We start from the raw sequence: 278 nt of genomic DNA, 5'->3' as shown, positions 1-278 counted from the left end.
CGGATCCGCTCGAAGACCAGCACATTGGCGTCCACCGCCATCCCGATGGTCAGCACGATGCCCGCGATCCCCGGCAGGGTCAGGGTCGCCCCGATCAGCGACAGCACCCCGAAGATCAGCGCGATGTTGAGCAGCAGGGCGATATTGGCGAACACACCGAAAAGCCCGTAGCTGAGCATCATGAACACCAGCACGGCGCCGAGCGCCACCAGGCAGGCCAGCGCGCCGGCCTCGATGCTGTCCTGGCCCAACTCCGGGCCGATGGTGCGTTCTTCGAG

Annotated in this window: 1 pseudogene; it reads right to left on the bottom strand. The window is 66.2% G+C overall.

What is annotated here, in order from left to right:
- A pseudogene (gene secD / locus H2O73_RS23950) lies at positions 1 to 278 on the bottom strand (protein translocase subunit SecD); the annotation flags it as partial.

The sequence above is a fragment of the Vibrio marinisediminis genome (assembly GCF_014050145.1).
Classification (GTDB): domain Bacteria; phylum Pseudomonadota; class Gammaproteobacteria; order Enterobacterales; family Vibrionaceae; genus Vibrio; species Vibrio marinisediminis.
Note: the sequence above shows the minus strand (reverse complement) of the source record. Positions and strands in the feature narration are given on the sequence as shown.